This window comes from Chryseobacterium oryctis (assembly GCF_025971925.1).
Lineage (GTDB): Bacteria > Bacteroidota > Bacteroidia > Flavobacteriales > Weeksellaceae > Chryseobacterium > Chryseobacterium oryctis.
Genome location: NZ_JAPDHV010000002.1, coordinates 573,683 through 592,397, shown reverse-complemented (window position 1 = coordinate 592,397; position 18,715 = coordinate 573,683). Strand labels below are relative to the sequence as shown.

Here is an 18,715-nt window from a genome sequence, read left to right as displayed (position 1 = left end):
CATATGATTCCTCAAAATTTTAAAGATATATTATCAAATACAGAAAATGCTGGTTTCTACCAAACTCTGGCTTTGATATTCTTTATGCTGTTCTTCGTCGCTTTAGTAATATATGTTTTTAGCAGACCTAAAAAATATTATAAAGAAGAAGAGGAAGCTCCGCTTGGGGACGATCAGGATGATTTTAATTTAAAAAATTAAACTATTTATTATGAAACAAAGAACACCTGTTGTTGTAAACATCTTAATAATAATCGGACTTTTAATCGTTTTTTATTATTTGTTTGTACAAAGTTATGCGTTTTTTAGTTCTCCTTATTTCTGGGGAACGGTAGTAATAGCTTCTATCCTTGCATATATCCATAGTGCAATTGGAGATTTAATTGAAAACAATAAATTCAAAAAGTTATCTGAAGAAGAAAAAGCATCATATTTAGCAGAAAAGAAAATCCCTTTCTTAAGACGACAATATAATGCAGCATTTAAAAAACAATCTGCTACTGAAGAAAAAGATATCCTTATCGACCATGGTTTCGACGGAATTATGGAGTTGGATAATCAGTTACCAAAATGGTGGCTAGGTTTATTCTGGTTTGGAACTGTTTTCTGTATTGTATATGTTGCCGCATTCTCTTTCACAGACTTTGCACACCCAATTTCTGAATATGACCAGGAATATAAAGAACAAATAGCAAGTATTGCAGAGTTCGAAAAAACTCAACCTCCTGTAACGATAGAAACAGCTGAATTTTTAGCAGACAATATTGCTGCTGGAGAAGAGGTATTTAAAACAAACTGTGTTTCTTGTCACTCAGAAGGAGGTAAAGGAGGTATTGGACCAAACCTAACTGATAACTTCTGGAATAACCAACCTGAAAAGAAATTATTCAAAAATATATTCCATGTTGTAGACAATGGTGTTACAGGAACTGCAATGCAGGCTTGGGGTAAAAACGGAGTTCTTACCGGTCGTGATATTCAGAATGTAGCAGCTTATGTTTATCATATCAACCAAGAGCAACCTCCAATTACTCCGGCTCAAGGGGGAGCACCAGCTTATGGTACTGAAGCTCATTGGGAAAAGGAATAACTAAAAAAGAAAAATAGAAATCATATGAAAAACATAATTTGTTATTAAATTAAAATCTAGTAACTAATTATGTTTTTCTTTTTTTAAACACCTTAATAAAATGTCAGAAATAGAAGAAAAAGAAGTACGCGGCGGACAGGGACAGGTTCTGGATCCTGAAAGTTACAGAGATTCTATAGGGACAATGGATCAATCTGGTAAGAGAAAATGGGTTTATCCCAAGAAACCCAAAGGAAAGTATACCAACTACAGAAACATTGTAAGCTACATTTTACTACTAGTTTATTTTATTATACCATTTATAAAAATTAATGGCAATCCCTTAATCTTATTCAATGTTATTGATAGAGAGTTTTTCATTTTCGGACAGCCTTTCTATCCACAAGACTTTTTTATTCTCACTTTAGGTGCTATTGCATCTTTAATATTTATTATCGTTTTTACGATTGCTTTCGGTAGAATTTTCTGCGGATGGATATGCCCTCAGACAATTTTCCTAGAAATGATTTTCCGTAAAATAGAATATGCTATTGAAGGTGACAGAAATAAGCAAATGAAGCTGGATAAACAAGAGTGGAATAGTGAGAAGATCTGGAAAAGAGGCTTAAAATGGTCAATCTACATTCTTATTTCTTTAATTATCACTCACTTTATGTTCATGTATATTGTGGGATATAAGGAAGTATTCAGCATTGTATCACAAGGACCTTTTGCCAACCCGACCAATTTCATGGTAATGATTCTTTTTACTGCTGCATTTTATTTTGTATTTGCGTGGTTCAGAGAGCAGGTTTGTACTCTGGTTTGTCCATATGGTAGATTGCAAGGGGTATTAATTGATAAAGATACTATCAATGTTTTCTATGACTTTAAAAGAGGTGAAAACAGATCAAAATGGAGAAAAGGCGAAGACAGAAAGGCTGCAGGAAAGGGAGATTGTATTGATTGTAATCAATGTGTTGTGGTTTGTCCTACAGGTATTGATATCAGAGATGGTCAACAGCTTGAATGTGTAAACTGTACAGCCTGTATTGATGCCTGTGATGAAGTAATGGAAAAAGTAGGTCTTCCGAAAGGTTTAATAAGATACGCAACTGAAAACGAAATTGAAAAGCAGACTCAATTCAAGTTTACGGGAAGAATGAAAGGGTTCGCTGTAGTTCTTGTTCTTTTGGTAGGATTCTTAGGCTATCTTCTTTACAATCGTGGAGAAATGGAAGCTAAATTCATAAAACCTGCAGGAAGTACATTTTTTGTGAAAGAAGGTAAAATTACAAACACTTATAATTATACTTTCTTAAATAAAACCAACGAAAAGAAAATCGTTACCATAAAAGTTCTTGACCCCGCTCACGGAGAGATTACTTATAGCGCATCAAGCAAAATAACTGTAGAAAGAGATAAAATTACAAAAGGAACTATCAATATTAGCTTCCCGGAAAATGAAATGAAACTGTCTAAACAGAATATCACTATTGGTGTTTATGATATGAAGGGGAAACTAGTAGATTCTTATCAGACATATTTTGAAGGGCCATTCAAATTACAATTTTAAAATTTTACAAATGAAAAACTTTAGTTGGGGACACGGTGTTGTAGTTGCATTATTAGCTTTTATAATATTCATTTTATCAATGTTATTTTTCTTCCCGAACGGACAGAAAAACTCGGAAATGGTTACAGAAAATTATTATGAAGAGGAATTGCAATATCAGGATGTAATTGATGCTAAAAAAAGAGCTGACGAACTTCAGGAAAAACCAATATACAACCAAAGTAAAGAAGGGATTAGAATAACTTTCCCTAAAGATTATAACAATTCTAACGTAACGGTAAAGTTTGTTTTAAACAGAACCGACGACCAAAATTTAGATATTAAAAAAACTGAGCAGCTGGATGCCAATCAATCATTTCTAATTCCGGCAAAAGTACTAAAACTTGGTAATTATACACTGAGATTGATGTGGACTAAAGACAAAACAGACTATAGAATGGATTATGATGTGATATGGAAATAGCACTTATTTTATCGGCTATCGGCTTAGGCTTTGCTTCCGGATTTCATTGTATCGGAATGTGCGGACCTATTGCCCTGTCGATGGGATTAACGAAACAACAGGCTACCAATTATTATCTTCAAAATCTTACCTATCAATTCGGAAGAATAATCACCTACTCACTTTTAGGAGCAATTTTAGGAATTATTGGTGAAGGTTTTGAGATGGCTGGGTTTCAGAAATATTTGACAATTGCCGTTGGAGTTTTATTAATTATTATGGCTGTTTTTTCGTTTGGAGGAAAAGATTTTGCCTCAAGAATTCCTTTTTTTTCTAAATTTCTTTTCTCAGTAAAATCAAATTTAGGAAGACTACTTCAAAAGGCAGATTATCGCTCAAGATTTACTACTGGTTTATTAAACGGATTTTTACCTTGCGGAATGGTTTACATGGCTCTTACAGCCAGCTTAGCAAGCGGTGGAATTTGGCAGGGTGCTGTTTATATGGCATTATTTGGATTAGGAACTTTTCCTTTTATGTTTGCTGTAGTTTTGGTAGGAAATCTTATCAACCAATCTTTCAGAATAAAAGTTTTAAAAGTTATTCCTGTTGTTATGATTGTTTTGGGGGCATTATTTATTGTAAGAGGTCTTGAGCTGGGTATTCCTTATATTTCTCCAAGGGCCGAAGCAATGAAAATCTCTAATGATAACCAAGGAGACTGTCATTTACCGGGAGACCACAAAACACATCAACACAACAATACCAATTGTCATTAACAATTTAAGATAAAACAAACCCCACCGAAATTTTCGATGGGATTTGTTTAGTTTTTTATAAAAATTTATTTGCTTTCTCCCGCTTTATGCTTCCAAAATTCTACCTGCTCCTTCAGTTCTTTTATGCGCTCTTCGTATTGTTCTATAAGTTTTTCTGAAAGCATATTAACTGTATTAGTATCAAAACTTATTACCCCTTCATTTCTTTCTATATTATTAATTTGGGTATTTCCTTCATCCAAAATATCATTAATATTGACATCCAGTTCCTGAGCTATTTTATTAAGAAGTATAGAATTAGGAACACTTTTATCAGACTCTATACTGGAGATCGTGGTTTGTGCCACATCAAGGCGAAAAGCCAAATCTTCCTGAGATAAGCCTTTGGCTTCTCTGTACTTTCTTACTTTGCTTCCTATACTCATTTTAGCATTATTTTGCTCAAAAATAGCAATATTTTGTTAATAAAAAGACAGAATTACAATTAGTTTTGCTAAAAGATAATCACATGATTGTGATTAAAGAAAAAATATTATATTTAACAAATTAAAAACACCAAATGTCTATGAAGAAAAATTTAGTTCTTCGGCTTCTGCTGATGACAGCATTTGCCTTTATGCTGCACTCCTGTGTACACGATGAGATTACTACCTCTGTAAATCCCCAATCTAAAGAATACCATTCTAAAAGCCTCTGGAAAGAAGATGAAAGGTACATCGAAAACGTGATAAAAGTTTTCGAAAAGTATGGTGACGAAAATTATTTCACAGCCAATTTCGGAAACATCTATTGGGATTATGCAATAACAATGGGAACAAAAGAAACCTTTCTAGAGGCTCCCGTTATAAAGAATGGTAAAGTAAATTTTATACTCGTCGTTGAAAAAGAGGGTGACAGAGTATTTTTTAGAAGAAAAGACAATGAAGAATCTAAAAAATTCTTCAATGCTCTCGTCTTTAACGACAGAAGCCGATACAAAATAACTGCAACAGATGGAATGGCAAATACTTCACTAACCAACAAAGGTTGCCTAACTACAGAGATTACTTGGACATGGACGAACGAAGATGGAAGCGCAGGACCAACATATACCTACTACGAAACCCATTGCACCGGACCCGCTCTAGATTGCCAGAGTATATATGAAAGTGGAAGCTGTGGCGGCTCAACTGGAGGCGGAGGAACAGGAAGTGGTGGCGGTTCTGGTGGAGGAAATGGTGGGTATCCTTATCCCCAAACTCCTGTTCAAAACCCTTGCGAGAAAGCAAAAAGTATATTTAATAACACTGCTGTAAAATCACGATATGAAGCTTTGAAAGGAAAAGTATCCGATCCCAAAGAAACTGGATATGGATTTACAACCATCACAGGACCTGACGGAAATCCAACAACACAAACAAACCCACTAAATCCGGATGCTACCAATCCTGACAAAATGAAAGTAGGTATATTTCCTACAACATACGGATACAGCCATACGCATCTGAATAAAAAAGATGGTAATGTATCTGTAAAGATTTTTTCTCCTGCAGACATCAATACTTTCCTAGTTATCCTGAAGAACGCAATGAGCAATGGCACTCCTATGGATCAGGTTTTTGGAGGAATGGTAGCTTCTGATCCCGATAGCATTACCAATATATACCAAATACAGTACACAGGTAATGGTACAAACCTACCTGCTGAATTCACAGAACAACAATTAGATTCTTTAAAAGCATGGTATACGGATGAAGCTCAAGATATTCAAACTGAACAAGGTGAATTAACCCATACAGATCTGCAGAAACTCTTCAATGATACATTGAAGAAAATGAATTTTAAGGATGTCGTATTATTCAAAATAGAAGGAAGCAGCAATGTGGTGGAAAAAATCAATTATGATGAATATGGATCTCCAACAGAAAATAAATGTTTATAAATTTTTTAACTTTATCCTAATTATGAAAAATATACTATTTATACTCAGTTTTATATGCATTAGTTGCACAGCACAGCAACAAATAATTCCATTAGGAACCAAAGGTTTCCATATAGAAGGAGCATATTATAAAGATATAAACAACGATCTTAATCCTTATGAAGGAACATGGCAGGGAACCTTTGAAGGAAAAACTTTTGTGATAACTTTTTTTAAAATAAAACACTATCAACCTTTAGGTAAATATTATAAAGATAGAATTGTTGGTCGCTATAAAATGTTGGATGCTAGTGGGAATGAGTTATATTCTACATATAATTTACCGGAAGAAAAAGCAAAGATAAAAAGTTTAGGCTTTGTAAATAGTACAAAGGATAGGTTACGCTTATTATTTACAGACTTATGTATAGAAGGGCAGGTTGTTTTAAATTTTGACAATTCTCAGAAGACACAAATGCACTGGAAATACGTTACACAACAAACATTAATAACAGATGATACCGGTTGTGCACCTTACAACGAAATGCCGAGAGGAGATATGACTTTAATAAAACAGTAATAATTATCTATTTAAATAATTACTTAAATTAAAAACGAATGAAGGCAATAATTCTGTTATTATTATTTTTTTTATGGAGTTGTAACTCTTACAAACAAACCAGTTCAAATTTTTATCAAGAAAATAGTAATATGAATCTTTATGCTTTTGTTGGAAAGAAAATTGATGTAAAAAAAATTAATTCGAACTTTAAGCAAAAAATCAAAGACCCTAATTCGAATGATTCAATAATTATAATCAATATGGACGAAGAATTCATATGTAAATATCAGGTTTTACAAAATGTATTTAATAAAATAAACAAAGATACTCTTGAGTTTGAAGCTTATGATCACTATGGAAGACCCGATTTTGAAAAACATGAATATGTTTTACTCTATTTATCAAAAAATATTGATGGAAAATTTATCCACATGAAATATCAATTCGATGCTTTGAAACATAATGATAAAGGCTTTGTAGGGAAAAATGGAAAAAGTATAAAAAAATTATTTTTAAATAAAAAGAATACGACATTAAAAGAAAGATTGGGTTTATAGTAAGACCATCAGAATCTAAATTAATAAGCAGTAAAAGATTAGATTTTTAAAAATTATAGTTGATATATCGTAAGAAGGAACGCCGAGAGGAGAAATGACTTTAATAAAGCAGTAGATATGAATATTAAGGTTTTATATTTGTTAATTTTATTATTCATTTCTTGTTGTACATCTCAAAAAAATGAATTTGAATATGTAGAATTTAAACATGAATGTCCCACGCTAAAAATAAGTGATAAAATCCTGATTAGGATTCTTTCTTCTCAAAAAAAACATAACAATGAAAGGATTGTTGAGCTTACTTATCATGGAAAAACTCATATAAGAAAACCAATCAACGAAAAAGAGTATCAAAATATTATTGATTCTATTTTAAAAATTAACGAGAATAGTCAAGATTCAACAATAGTTTTTGCGGACGGAGGCTCTAATATAATTGAATATAGAAAAGGAAATGTAATTAAAAAATATCATTCTCAGGTTCTTAATAAGGAATATAATAATGGTTTCTATAATGCTTTCTATAATGCTTGTGAATTGATTACAAAATCTGCTATGTTTGATATTACAACTACCAAATAGAGAATAGTAGCGATATGATAAAACAACTCCAAAAGATATTAGGAGAATTTACAGGGATAAAAAAACAAATGAAACATCCATTAATAATCAGTTTATTAGTTTTATTAACTTCTTGCACAATAAAAAATGTCAATCCTGAATTCATTGAGTTTAATCATATGAATGCTGTTGTAATAGGAGGAGACAAATTAGTCGTTACATTAATTCCTACTCACAAAAAGAAAAAAAGACCTGTAATAGTAAAGATTTTTAGAAAAGGAGAGTTTTTTGACAAGAAAAGGATTTCTTATGAACAATATCAGCAAGTTTCTGGTATTATTTTAAGTATAAAGCAAGGAGAGTTAGAAGTACCTCAAAAACAAAATTATCTTGTAGGAATTTTAGATGGAGGAAACAATTCCATAACTCTAAAAAAAGATACTCTAGAAAAGAAACTCAATATTTATGGAATATCAAAAGATTATCATGGAAAATTTTATGAAGCCACAGAACTTATTTTAAAAGCGGCAAATCTTGAAATTAAAGATGTTGATTAAGAACTAAAATTATCAACATGACGTGTATGTAAAGCAAATATGATGCTGTTCACCTTAATTTTTCAAAAGATATTCTATTAACAAAGCAATAAAGCTAAGAGGCTGTCTCAAAAGTGAGACAGCCTCTTAGCTTTATTTAATTGAATTTTAAAATTGATTAGTTAATCAAATTAAATCTTGCATATTCAGCAATTTTTTTAGGAAGCTTAATTCCTTCTTCGGTTTGATTATTTTCAAGCAAAGCAGCCATAATTCTTGGTAATGCCATGGCAGAACCGTTTAATGTATGAACTAGCTGAGATTTTCCGTCAGCTTTATAGCGACACTTCAATCTGTTTGCCTGGAAAGTTTCAAAATTAGAAACTGAGCTTACTTCTAACCATTTTTCCTGAGCAGCACTCCAAACCTCAAAATCATACGTCATTGCAGATGCAAAACCTGTATCTCCTCCACAAAGTCTTAAAACTCTATACGGAAGTTCTAGGTCGGTTAAAATTTCTTTAATATGCTCTACCATTTCCTCCAAAACAGCATAAGAATTTTCAGGTTTTTCAATTCTTACGATTTCTACTTTTTCAAATTGGTGAAGACGGTTTAATCCTCTTACATGAGCACCATAACTTCCCGCTTCTCTTCTGTAACATTGAGAAAAAGCAGTGTTTTTAATCGGTAAATCTTTCTCCTCAAATAAAACATCACGATACAAATTCGTAACAGGAACTTCAGCTGTTGGAATTAAATATAAATCATCTAAACCAATATGATACATTTGACCTTCTTTATCTGGCAATTGACCTGTTCCATATCCCGAAGCTTCATTTACAACGTGAGGCGGATTTACTTCCATATATCCTTTCTCAACATTTTTATCTAAAAAATACTGAACCAAAGCTCTTTGTAACCTCGCTCCTTTTCCTAAATAAACAGGGAAACCAGCACCTGCAATTTTAACGCCCAATTCAAAATCGATTAGATTATATTTTTTTGCCAACTCCCAATGAGGAATTGCACCTTCTCCCAAACCTTCAACATCATGAGATTGATAAATAATCTCGTTATCATCAGCAGAAGCACCATTTTTAACCAATTCATTCGGAATGTTTGGAATTTGGTATAAAATGTCTAACAAAGTCTTCTCTTTTACATCTAATTGAGACTTCAATTCCGACGTCGACTCTTTATATTGTGCAGTTTTAGATTTTGCAGATTCAGCTTCTTCTTTTTTTCCTTCTTTCATTAAAATCCCAATTTCTTTGGAGATTTTATTGATTTCGGAAAGTTGAGAATCTAATTCAAACTGAATTTTTTTTCTTTCTTCATCAGTAGCAATAGCCTCGTCTACCAACTCAAGATTCTTGAATTGTCTTTTCTTAAGACCTTCTAAAACGCGTTCTTTGTTGTCGCGCAAAAAATTGACTTGTAACATTTTATTTAGATGTTAGTTATTAGAATGTTAGTCACTAAAAATGCTAACACTTTTGCAAATTTATGAAATTATTTTACGATAGTAACGACATTCGGAACATTTGGTTCTTTCGTAAATTTAAGTTCATCGTTATAAAAAACTTTTGAAATTTCGAATACGGAAGGCGTCCAATGATATTGAATTTTCAATGTATCCTGTGTCACTTCAGGAACATCTCCAATTCCGGGTTTTGATAATCTTAAAGCAATCTCAGATTCGTACGTTCTATCTTCAGGACTTATTGAATCAATTGTAATTCTTTTAGCACCGGCAAGATATTCAATATAATAGAGGGAATCGGAAGTCATTCTAAGTGAATAATTAACCGGAGCGACATCTGTTGTCCCATTTACATCATTCATCGAAATAGCTGTATAAGAACCTGCTTTCTTACTATTCAACAAATCCTGTCCTGAGCTATTTTTCATATAAAGATTAAAAATCTGGTCTATTCTCTGTAAAGAATCATCATCGCTTCCACAACTTAGAAGCGAAAAAAGAATTATTAAAAATCCGAAAACATTATTTTTCATTGTCCAACAAAGATAAAACTTATTTTAATTCTTTAAGGTACTTATGAAAGAAGTAAGCCAAAATAAATCCCGAACAAAGCAGTGTAACACAAAGACTTATTGCCATTCCTAAAATTCCGAAATGTGGAACCAAAATAAACGCCAAAACAATCAACAGAATTAATGAAAATAGAGAACATTGAGTATTTAATGACATTTTACCTACAGCAGACAATAGATTTCCGTATAAATTCCTGAATAAAATATTCATAAGAAAAGTAAATATGAAAACAATGAAAAGTAAGTAATTATCTGAATAAATTTCTTTAAAAAGCAACTTCAGAATCATCTTACTCAACGGAGCGCATACAACAAAAATCCCCAAACATACAGGAATAAACAATTTATAATACCCTGAAATATAATTTTTAAGAAATATTTTATTCGTATAATTTTTTGCTAAGACAGGAAAATCACTTTGCATGAAAGCCAACGCCAAAAAAGTAACATTTGAAGGAATCAGAATAGCTACTTTATAACCGGCTACCGCATTTTCGTTCAATAAAAATCCTAAAAGAATTATATCTACAGAAAATAGTGCATCTGAAAGAATTGTAGTTCCCGATGTATGAATTGCATATCGCCAAATTTCCTTTGAATCAAAAAAAGAAGGAAGTTTCGGTTTTGAAATATCATACAGCTTCAACCAAAATAGAGATAAAAACGGGGTTAAAGCAATGGCAATCAAGTAACCTTTCAACTGAAAAAAGTAGGTGAGGATTAATAAAATAATCAATCCTAAAACATTAACCACATTATTTACCTTGGCAAACTCTCTGTTTTTATTGTTAATTCTAAGCTCAGACTGGATAAAATAAAAGAAATAAAACCCAACAAAACGAATCGAAAAAAACAAAAAAATCCAAAAAATATCTTCATATTTCTTGATGTAAAAAAAACTACACCCAAGAAAAATAACAGTAAGAATAATTTGGTAAATAAAACCTTTAATTAAAAGATAACTTGAAAGTTTTTGTTTCAAAACATCACTTTCAGCAACTGCTCCAAACCTCAATAAACTTTGATAGCTTCCTAAACCGGTACATGATGCAAATGCCGCAAAAAGCGCAGCCACAATACTCATTACACCAAAATCATTTTCAGGTAAAAGTTTTATAATAAAAAGAGAAGATAAAAAAGCACAGATTTTTCCTAATAGCAAAGAGACAAGAACATACTGCCCCTGATTACTAAAAAAATTCTTTAAAAACTGTAATCCTCCTTTCATTCATCAAAAATACAGTTTAAAAATAGATAAAATATTTATTGCCTGACATTTGTGATAGAATGATTTTTGAGCAAACAGCTGAATAACATCATCTCTCAATTCTGGATAAGCTTCCAGTCGACCTATATTTTCATTAAAATAAATTTGATAATATTGCTGAATTTCTGGTGTAGAATCAAAATAATACTGATACGGATACATACTCGCCTTTTCAGGAGACTTTAAAATCTTATTATAAAAAAACAAATATCCGTTTTTAATATATTTTTCGCCAAATCCTACTTTCCAATAAGCATTGGGTTTCATCAAAGTTCTTTCCCAAGTATACTTTTCTGCTTCTTTACAGTGTTTTGAAAGCCATTCTAAATAAAACTTATGCTTAAATTTCCACTCCTCAGGAAGGCTTAAAGATAGTTTTATAAAATCCTTTGTCATAAAAGGAGAAATAAGATAACCTCTCGGCTGCAATGTCTGAACGCCAAGAACAGTTCTATTATAAGCCAAATTCTGTAACAAGAAAACTTCTTCTCTTTCGTAATTTGACATTATACTTTTCAAATCAGACTGAATCTTTGGAAGAAAATCCTGATTTACTATAATTTTATATTCTGAAGGAGGTTTTCTCATTGGCTCAGAGTTGAACCCTCCTAAAATTCCGTCTCCTATTTGTCCACCATGAAAAATAGAGAAATTCTGAAAAGCCAACTTATCCAAAGCATATTGCACATGAATACCTCCCGAATAAAGGCTTGTTCCTTCCGAAATTTTGGTTAACTGGTCTATTTTTTTCAGAAAACTGCCATTATCTAACGGAATAAACTCGTAATGCAATTGATAATCTTCGGCTATTTTTCGGGAAATTTTTTCATCAAAATATCCAGAATGTGAAAAACAAAGGGCGCAACCAATATCAAATTTATTTTGGATTGCATATAACATCGCCATTCTGCTATCCAATCCTCCACTTAAAAAGGCCAAAGAAGAGGTATTAAATTCAAGATCTTTTTCGTATTCCCATTTTACGGCTTCTGTAAATATTTCATGAATATCATCAACTGCATTTTCTTTTTTTTTATTGTAATATTCGATTCCGGAAATATTGAAATATTCTTTTTCAGTAATTATTCTCTCTTCACAATCAATCTCTAAAAAATGAGAGTCTACAACTTTATAGACATTTTCAATAGGAGTTCTATTTTCTAAAAGATTCCCGATTGCAAGTAACTGATAAATCGAGGTCATATCCGGAGACAAAGAATAACTGTTTTCCTTAATTGTTCTACTTAATCTCACCAAATCAGAATCAGCAAAAATTTTATGATCTATTTTGGTATAAAATACCCTTTGTGTAGAAGTTGGATTGGTAAAAATTAAAACTTTTTTCTTTTGCTTATCCCAAATGCATCCTCTGAATTCTCCTTCCAATTGCTGTAAAACCCTCCAATCATTTTTCAAATAATTATCAACCAGATATTCCTGAAAACTTATAGAAGAGTTTTTAAGTAAATCTTTTTTATTCAGGATAATTCCTTCGATTAAAACAGAAACGGTAGGTGTTTCTACAAAAACTGAATCATAAGTTCCCTGTTCAAAATTATTACTAATCTGAACCTGATTATCATGAATAAAAACAGAAAACCCTTTTGTCATTTATATTACTTTCTGATATATTTCTGTGAACTGATTTGCAATTGCTTCTCTTGAATAATTGTCTACTATGTATTTTCTAATCTTAAATTTTTCATTAAAAGAGTACTCTTTTTTACAAACCTTTTCTAAAGTACTGTAAAGTTGCTCAACGTTATTCTTCTCAATTCCAATACCTTGTCCAGCAATAATAAATTCGGCTGCACCGCCAACTTTTGTTGAAATTACAGGCTTTCCACAAGCGTAAGATTCTAAAATCACACAACCTTGTGTTTCATTTTCGCTAAAAAGAATAAAATAATCTGAGTTTTGCATTTTTTCAGCAACCTCTTCATAACTTATTTCATCAAATATCCTAATATATGATTCTGCATTTATAGATTTTACTAAACTCTTTAATGAATTTGTATCTCCGTCTCCTCCAATTTCCAAACTTACATTATACCCGTTTTTAAACAAAGAATGAACAGTTGTGATGATGTCTTTCGGCCGTTTTCTAGGTATAAGACTTGAAACATGAAGAAATTTTATGGTTTCAGAAGTTTCTGAATTTGATTTAATATCAAAAATTTCAGTATCCACAACATTCGAAATAACTTTCATTGGGGTTTTTACCCCCAAAATCTGTAAACTTTCCTTCAGATTATTGCTTACCGGCAAAATATAGCTTGCGTTTTTTGCAATATATTTCGCAATCCTTTTAATATTGTTTGATGTGCTTGATAAATTATCTTTCTGTAAAGCCGTCCAATGCTCCGTCAAAACAAATGGGATTTTATATTTCTTTTTGAGGTATACTGCAAAAAGCATATTGTTATGAAGAACATTTGCATGTACAACATCAGGCATTTTCATTTGTAAAAAACCCTTCTTATAAGCCTTCATTCTTCTGATAAAATTCTGAATCGGATTTTTTGAATTTTTGTAATAAATAATCAAAGTTCTTATATTATTTATCACTTTGTCATCAAAAACAAATTCTTCTTTTTGATTGAAGTCTCCTATCGTATGCAATACTTCAACCTCGTGCAATAGAGATACAGCTTCTGCATGACGCTGTACAAAATTGCCATTTGTGAGTTCCAATTTATTTGGAAACCAAGAAGAAATAAACAATATTTTCAAAAGAAATTATTTTATAGAAGCTGCCCAGCTTTTTTCAAATGGTAAAAGGAAATGACTTAAAAAATCAAGATACGTGTTTTTAGAAAAATCAAAAACTTCAATATCTTTTGAGAGCTCTCCATTTCTGATTTTTGATTTGAAATCGATAAGTTTAAGCGTTTTTACTTCTCCATTTTCCACGAAACTCGCTTTCATTCTATCAAAAAGACCAAGCTGATATTCTTCATCAATTTCTCTCATCACTTTTCCTAAAGCATCAATACTGCATCCTGAAGCCATCTCTTTTTCTTCATCTACACAAATAACGATAAATTGATTTTTCTCAATTTTAAATGAAGAAGACAGAGGTTTACCGTGAGCAGCCCAAGTTGCCAGGAAATCAAATAATTTTTCGGTAATAACTTTCGCTTCTTTAGTTTCAAAAGGTCTTGAAGCAGGATATATAATAACTCTATAGTCGTTCGTTTCTACAACGTTTGATTCTTCAATTTTCATCTTAGAAAAATTTTAGATAAAATTACGGTTTTTTATTCAAAAAATGAGATATGTAAGTCTTATAAGCACTCTTTATTTATCGTCAAATTCAAAAACAGCATTATAAGAATTTTCATTTCTACTTAATATTTTTGTTCTTTTATACCCTTTTTCAGTAAATAATGATATTAATTCTTCTTCACTATGATTGGAGCTTTTAAGAGCAATATTATTTATTTCTATTAATACTTTAGGTCTTAAATTTTCTAAAACACTACTCATTCCTTTCAGGGCAGAATATTCTCCACCTTCAATATCAATTTTTATCAAATCAATTTTTAAAATTTGTTTTTCTGAAACATATTCATCCAGACTTGTACTCTCTACTTTTTCTTTTGAAGTGTAGTTTTCAAGATAAGAAGAAGCCATGCCGACATTATTGTAGTCATCATTGTACAAAATTTCAATAAATCCTTTTTTGTCCGCAACAGCCAAATGCTCTAAATGAATATTCTGAAAATTATTAATGGAAATATGATTTTGAAATTGAATAAAATTAGGCTTAAAAGCTTCAAAGGAATATACTTTCCCTTTATCTCCAATGATTGTAGAGGCATTTAAAGAAAACAAACCTATATTTCCTCCGATGTCAATAAAAACATCATCTTTTTTTAAACTTGAATACAAAAAGTCTATTTCATTTTTTTCGTAATCTCCAAGAAAATAAATCTGTTGCTGAATCCAGTCTTCAAGATTCAGATTAAGTTTGATTGAGTTTCTATAAACAACATCTTTATTTACCCCCTTAAACAGCCGATAAGAACTGAAAATATATTTATGAAATGCAAAATATTTCTTTTTAAAGAAATTAAAACTTAAAACAAATCTGAAAAACGAAGCCAGAATACTCCTCATACTAGTCTATATACAATGCAAGTTAGTTTTATTTTATCCTTAAAACAATAAAACTCAAGATTACTCCTGAGTTTATTGTAATATTTATAGTCTTTATTTTATAAATCTTCTGCTTCAGCAAGAAGTTCCACAATATCTTTTACGGCAACTTCTTCATTTTTGTTGAAGTGCTTTACTCCATCCGTCATCATTGTATTACAAAACGGACAACCTGTTGCGATTACTTTCGGCTCAAAAGATAAAGCCTCTTCCGTTCTTTCGATATTAATGTCTTTATTTCCTTTCTCTGGTTCTTTAAACATCTGAGCTCCTCCCGCTCCACAACAAAGCCCGTTGGTTTTACAACGTTTCATTTCTACCAACTCAGCGTCTAATTTCTCTAATAAAATTCTTGGCGCTTCATACTCATCATTGGCTCTACCCAAATAACAAGGATCATGGAACGTAATCTTTTTACCAGCGAAAGCTCCACCTTCAATCTTCAATCGACCTTCTTCCATCAGACTCTTTAGAAATTGTGTATGATGCACAACCTCATAATTTCCTCCTAAACTTGGATATTCATTTTTAAGGGTATTGAAACAGTGAGGACAAGCCGTTACAATCTTTTTAACCTCATATGCATTAAGAATTTCAATATTCGTTAATGCCATCATTTGGAAAATGAATTCATTTCCTGCTCTTTTAGCAGGATCTCCTGTGCAAGATTCTTCCTGACCAAGAACAGCAAATTCAACTCCTATTTTATTTAATATTTTGCAAAATGCTTTTGTAATTTTTTTTGCACGGTCATCAAAACTTCCCGCACAGCCAACCCAAAATAAAACTTCTGGTGATTTTCCTTCGGCAGCATATTCTGCCATTGTTTTTATATTGAAATCCATTATAATTAGCAGTTTATCAATGATAATTAATCCAATCCTATGTTGTAATCAATTGGTTTAGTTTTCGTTTGCCCAATTCAGTCTATCCGCTTGATTGTACTGCCAAGGAGCAGCATTATTTTCCACATTTGTCATCATAAGATTCAATTCCTGAGGAGCAGCAGATTGTTCCATTACCAAAAATCTTCTCATTTCAAAAATAATAGAAAGAGGATCAAGCAATACAGGACAAGCATCTGTACAAGCATTACATGTAGTACAAGCCCAAAGTTCTTCCTTTGTAATATAGTCGTTCAAAAGTTTCTTACCATCATCAACAAACTTTCCGTTTTTGTCAATATTTCTTCCTACTTCCTCCAGACGATCTCTTGTTTTCATTAAAATTAATCTCGGAGATAGTTTTTTCCCTGTTGTATTTGCAGGACAAACAGATGTACAACGACCACATTCTGTACAAGAATAAGCATTAAGCAACTGAACCTGATTTAAATCAAAAATATCTTCAGCACCAAACTTAGACGGAGCTTCAGCTTCACCTTCTGCCGGAGCAGCGTAAGGATCAGCATTAGGATCCATCATTAATTTGATTTCTTTTGTTACAGATTCAAGATTATTGAATTTTCCTTTTTTCTCTAAATTGGCATACCAAGTACTTGGGAAAGCCAAAATAATATGTAAATGCTTGGAATAATAAAGGTAATTCATAAAGAATAAAATCCCAACAAAATGGAACCACCAAGCACTTCTCTCAACAAAGATTAAGAAACCGTTATCAAAACTAAATACATCTAAAAACGGAACAAAAAACATCTCACTAATCGGAAAAGAACCTATGTGATGAAATCCTTCTGCATTTCTTGATTGTAAAATAGATTCTGAGGCATTCATACTAAAGAAAGCCATCATGAGAGCAAATTCTATAACCAAGATCCAATTGGCATCGTTTTTAGGCCAGCCAAAAAGTTCTTTCATTGTAAGTCTTTTCACTCCGTAAAAATTTCTTCTAATGAAGAAAATTACTACTCCAATGATAACCAGAAGAGCTAAAACCTCTAATGTTGCTGTGAAAAAATTATATAAAGTATGTCCGAAAATTAAAGATAAAAATCTGTGTGTCCCGAAAATTCCATCAACAACAATTTCTATTAATTCGATATTAATAATGACAAAACCTACATAAACAAAAATATGTAAAATCCCTGCAACAGGACGCCTTGTCATTTTGCTTTGTCCCATTGCAACGTCAGCCATAAGCGCCCAACGTTCTTTTTTTCTGTCACTTCTATTGATTTCTCTTCCTAATCGGATATTTCTGTATATTTTTTGTAAACTTTTTGCAAATAGCCCAAAACCTACAACTAATAAAATCAGAAAAATAACATTATCGATATATTGCATGGCTTATTATTAGTTAGTCCTTATTATTCTTTCCAAAAACAGAGAAGTTGATATACCTCTTCGGATTTGCTTTCATATCTTCAATCAAAGTATTCAGGTTGTTTGATGCTGAATTCAGATTATTATAAAGTTGTTCATCCTTCATTAATTTACCTAAACTACCTTGTCCGTTATCAATCCCGCCAATAACCTGATTCAGTTTTCCAACAGTTGCATCTAAACTTGCAATTGTAGCATTCAATTTTTTAGTATCAATACTTTCTGCCAAATTACCATATTTATCTAGAGTAGTTTTACCTGTTTGCATTGTTTCACTTGCATTATCCAATACTTTTTGAAGTTTCGGATCATTGTGCCCAACTAATGAATTTACACTCCCCGCTGTTGTTTCTAATGCACCCACTGTTTTATTAAGATTGGAAAGCAATGCTCTGATTTCTTCTCTATTTTGTGCATTTACAACCTGATTTGCATTTGCCATTAAAGAATCAACTCTATACAAAACAGTTTGTAATTGGTCTTTTACGGGACCTACCTGAGAAGAAAGACTTCCCAAAGTCCCTAGTTTGAAAGCTCCTTTCAATGTATCTCCATCTTTTGCCGTTGCTCCTCCATAAGCAAGATTAACCCTCATTTCTTTACCAGACATAAGGCCTGGCTCAAAAATCTCTAATGATGAATTTTTTGAAAACTGAAAACTATTATCAACCGTAATTTTTACAATAAAATCAATTTTCCCATCCTTAGAAGTTTGAGGAATAATCTTAACAACCTGCCCCACCTTCAAACCATTGATAGAAACGGGAGAAGACTGAGCTAATCCTTCTACATTATCATACTTTGCATAAAATATATTGTCGGTAGTGAAAAGACTTCTACCTTTCATGAATTGAAATAGAACTACGAAACCTACGATAGCTAAAAGTGCAATTACACCAGCTTTTAATTCTTTACTGAACTTCACCTGCTAATTTTTTCTAATGAGCAAATATAATACATTTTAA

At 31.8% G+C, this 18,715-nt stretch carries 21 protein-coding genes; 10 read left to right on the top strand and 11 right to left on the bottom strand.

Translation table 11 applies throughout. The features are described 5' to 3' along the window. Positions 1 to 3: 3 nt before the first annotated feature. From OH806_RS06545 to OH806_RS06525, 5 genes are all read left to right on the top strand, one after another. Positions 4 to 201: a cbb3-type cytochrome oxidase subunit 3 gene (locus OH806_RS06545; RefSeq protein ID WP_264742866.1), complete on the top strand. Its 198-nt coding sequence runs from the start codon at positions 4 to 6 to the stop codon at positions 199 to 201. Between the two features lie 10 nt (positions 202 to 211). After that, complete coding sequence (locus OH806_RS06540; protein WP_264742865.1) at positions 212 to 1,090, top strand: c-type cytochrome; 879 nt, start codon at positions 212 to 214, stop codon at positions 1,088 to 1,090. Between the two features lie 100 nt (positions 1,091 to 1,190). Then, positions 1,191 to 2,645, top strand: coding sequence for a cytochrome c oxidase accessory protein CcoG (gene ccoG, locus OH806_RS06535; RefSeq protein WP_264742864.1), 1,455 nt, complete (start codon positions 1,191 to 1,193; stop codon positions 2,643 to 2,645). Between the two features lie 10 nt (positions 2,646 to 2,655). Next, entirely contained in the window at positions 2,656 to 3,108 is a 453-nt protein-coding gene (locus OH806_RS06530) for a FixH family protein (RefSeq protein ID WP_264742863.1), read from the top strand. Next, positions 3,099 to 3,866 carry a sulfite exporter TauE/SafE family protein gene (locus OH806_RS06525; RefSeq protein ID WP_264742862.1) on the top strand — a complete coding sequence of 256 codons (768 nt, stop codon included), beginning with the start codon at positions 3,099 to 3,101 and terminating at the stop codon, positions 3,864 to 3,866. Before OH806_RS06530 ends, OH806_RS06525 begins: the two co-directional genes overlap by 10 nt. Before the next feature lie 65 nt (positions 3,867 to 3,931). On the opposite strand, the gene OH806_RS06520 is transcribed toward OH806_RS06525, so the two are convergent. Beyond that, a complete protein-coding gene (locus OH806_RS06520) occupies positions 3,932 to 4,291 on the bottom strand; it encodes a helix-turn-helix domain-containing protein (protein ID WP_264742861.1) in 360 nt (119 codons plus the stop codon). Between the two features lie 140 nt (positions 4,292 to 4,431). Between OH806_RS06520 and OH806_RS06515 the strand changes: the two genes are divergently transcribed. The 5 genes from OH806_RS06515 to OH806_RS06495 all read left to right on the top strand — a co-directional run bounded on the left by OH806_RS06515 (position 4,432) and on the right by OH806_RS06495 (position 8,003). Then, the gene (locus OH806_RS06515; RefSeq protein ID WP_264742860.1) at positions 4,432 to 5,787 is read left to right on the top strand and encodes a hypothetical protein; all 1,356 of its coding nucleotides are present in this window, start codon (positions 4,432 to 4,434) and stop codon (positions 5,785 to 5,787) included. A 22-nt stretch (positions 5,788 to 5,809) separates the two neighbouring features. Next, complete coding sequence (locus OH806_RS06510; protein WP_264742859.1) at positions 5,810 to 6,346, top strand: DUF6705 family protein; 537 nt, start codon at positions 5,810 to 5,812, stop codon at positions 6,344 to 6,346. Between the two features lie 38 nt (positions 6,347 to 6,384). Next, a complete protein-coding gene (locus tag OH806_RS06505; RefSeq protein ID WP_264742858.1) occupies positions 6,385 to 6,885 on the top strand; it encodes a hypothetical protein in 501 nt (166 codons plus the stop codon). Positions 6,886 to 7,002: 117 nt separating this feature from the next. Further along, positions 7,003 to 7,467, top strand: a complete 465-nt coding sequence (locus tag OH806_RS06500) for a hypothetical protein (RefSeq protein ID WP_264742857.1) — start codon at positions 7,003 to 7,005, stop codon at positions 7,465 to 7,467. A 14-nt stretch (positions 7,468 to 7,481) separates the two neighbouring features. Continuing rightward, complete coding sequence (locus OH806_RS06495; RefSeq protein ID WP_264742856.1) at positions 7,482 to 8,003, top strand: hypothetical protein; 522 nt, start codon at positions 7,482 to 7,484, stop codon at positions 8,001 to 8,003. 157 nt (positions 8,004 to 8,160) lie between these two features. Here OH806_RS06495 and serS read toward each other — a convergent pair whose 3' ends face one another. From serS to OH806_RS06445, 10 genes are all read right to left on the bottom strand, one after another. Continuing rightward, positions 8,161 to 9,429 (bottom strand): serine--tRNA ligase, encoded by a 1,269-nt coding sequence (serS, locus tag OH806_RS06490; protein ID WP_264742855.1) that lies wholly within the window; start codon positions 9,427 to 9,429, stop codon positions 8,161 to 8,163. Between the two features lie 68 nt (positions 9,430 to 9,497). Then, a complete protein-coding gene (locus tag OH806_RS06485) occupies positions 9,498 to 10,001 on the bottom strand; it encodes a hypothetical protein (protein WP_264742854.1) in 504 nt (167 codons plus the stop codon). Positions 10,002 to 10,020: 19 nt separating this feature from the next. After that, positions 10,021 to 11,268, bottom strand: coding sequence for an oligosaccharide flippase family protein (locus tag OH806_RS06480; RefSeq protein WP_264742853.1), 1,248 nt, complete (start codon positions 11,266 to 11,268; stop codon positions 10,021 to 10,023). A 3-nt stretch (positions 11,269 to 11,271) separates the two neighbouring features. Further along, positions 11,272 to 12,918 carry an asparagine synthetase B family protein gene (locus tag OH806_RS06475; RefSeq protein ID WP_264742852.1) on the bottom strand — a complete coding sequence of 549 codons (1,647 nt, stop codon included), beginning with the start codon at positions 12,916 to 12,918 and terminating at the stop codon, positions 11,272 to 11,274. Further along, positions 12,919 to 14,040 carry a glycosyltransferase gene (locus OH806_RS06470; RefSeq protein ID WP_264742851.1) on the bottom strand — a complete coding sequence of 374 codons (1,122 nt, stop codon included), beginning with the start codon at positions 14,038 to 14,040 and terminating at the stop codon, positions 12,919 to 12,921. A 6-nt stretch (positions 14,041 to 14,046) separates the two neighbouring features. Next, positions 14,047 to 14,535: a hypothetical protein gene (locus tag OH806_RS06465; RefSeq protein WP_264742850.1), complete on the bottom strand. Its 489-nt coding sequence runs from the start codon at positions 14,533 to 14,535 to the stop codon at positions 14,047 to 14,049. A gap of 72 nt (positions 14,536 to 14,607) precedes the next feature. Further along, positions 14,608 to 15,429 (bottom strand): FkbM family methyltransferase, encoded by an 822-nt coding sequence (locus tag OH806_RS06460; protein WP_264742849.1) that lies wholly within the window; start codon positions 15,427 to 15,429, stop codon positions 14,608 to 14,610. Between the two features lie 98 nt (positions 15,430 to 15,527). Then, complete coding sequence (locus tag OH806_RS06455) at positions 15,528 to 16,313, bottom strand: (Fe-S)-binding protein (RefSeq protein ID WP_264742848.1); 786 nt, start codon at positions 16,311 to 16,313, stop codon at positions 15,528 to 15,530. 57 nt (positions 16,314 to 16,370) lie between these two features. Further along, complete coding sequence (locus OH806_RS06450) at positions 16,371 to 17,711, bottom strand: 4Fe-4S dicluster domain-containing protein (RefSeq protein WP_264742847.1); 1,341 nt, start codon at positions 17,709 to 17,711, stop codon at positions 16,371 to 16,373. A 13-nt stretch (positions 17,712 to 17,724) separates the two neighbouring features. Beyond that, positions 17,725 to 18,675: an MlaD family protein gene (locus OH806_RS06445; protein WP_264742846.1), complete on the bottom strand. Its 951-nt coding sequence runs from the start codon at positions 18,673 to 18,675 to the stop codon at positions 17,725 to 17,727. Positions 18,676 to 18,715 lie beyond the last annotated feature (40 nt).